This window comes from Mesorhizobium sp. M0276, assembly GCF_040321755.1.
Classification (GTDB): Bacteria; Pseudomonadota; Alphaproteobacteria; order Rhizobiales; family Rhizobiaceae; genus Mesorhizobium.
Genome location: NZ_JAMYSC010000150.1, coordinates 1 through 1,110, shown reverse-complemented (window position 1 = coordinate 1,110; position 1,110 = coordinate 1). Strand labels below are relative to the sequence as shown.

1 protein-coding gene is annotated in these 1,110 nt (G+C 60.6%); it reads left to right on the top strand.

Features of this window, described 5'->3' with window-relative positions; all coding sequences use genetic code 11:
- Window positions 1-175: 175 nt before the first annotated feature.
- The coding region (locus NKJ01_RS36190; RefSeq protein WP_352735377.1) for an IS110 family RNA-guided transposase at window positions 176-1,110 on the top strand (935 nt) is incomplete at its 3' end.

Genomic DNA, 1,110 nt, shown 5'->3' with positions numbered 1-1,110 from the left:
GGATCCTGTGTGTTGTTGCCATGCTATGGTTGAGGTGGGAAGGAGACCGAGAGGATCCTGGTCGTCCTTTCGAGGACAGGCCGTGGCATGGCTCGATCCCTTCCCACCGGTGAACCATCAACCTGAACAGTTGCACGGGGCTGTTAGCTGCAGACCCCGCACCACAGGAAGAGGCATGGACATGATAATGCAGAACTATGTCGGCTGCGATATCTCCAAGCAGTGGCTCGATTTTTTTGATGAGACAAGCGGGCATTGCCAGCGCATCGACAACCAAGCCGATGTGATCGCTGCCTATGTGGCAGGTCTTCACCCCGGCCGAGATTTTGTGGTCATGGAGGCGACGGGCGTTCATGACCGGCTGCTGCGCCATGCGCTGGCCAAGGCAGGCGTCGCCTTCTCGCGGCACAATCCGGCACACACTCACCACTATCCGGCACACACTCACCACTATGCGAAGTCGACGAGACGGCGCGCCAAGACCGATCGTCTCGACGCCAGGATGCTGAGCGGCTACGGCCGTCGCTATCACCCCGAAGCCGAGCCGGCACCGCGCGAAGAAGGTGAACACCTTCAATCGCTTGCCCGCCACCGTGACCAACTGGTCGATATCAGGGCAAAGTTGAAGAAGCTTCGCACCGAGGCCTTCGACGAGATCGTCATCGCCGAACTCGAAGAGCTGATCGCCAACTTCAACACACGCATCAAGGGGATCGAGGGGCAGATCGCCGAGGCCATTCGTCAAGCCGAGGATACTGCCCGCGACAACGCGCTGATGATCTCCGTACCCGGCGTCTCCAAGGTCACCGCATTCTCTCTGCTGGCGCACCTGCCCGAGCTCGGCCTGCGTTCACCCAAGTCAATCGCGGCACTCGCCGGCCTTGCCCCTTTCGACAACAAGAGCGGCAAGCTCAATCGCAGGAGCCAGATCCAGGGTGGCCGATCGCGCGTGCGTCGTGCCCTTTACATGGCAGCGCTGGGCGCCATCCGAGCCTGTGAGCGCTTCCGAGCTTTCTACAGCGCCATCGCAGCCCGATCAGGGTCAAAGAAGCTGGCCATCATTGCCGTCGCAAGGAAGCTCCTCGTCGTCCTCAACGCTATCATCCGAGA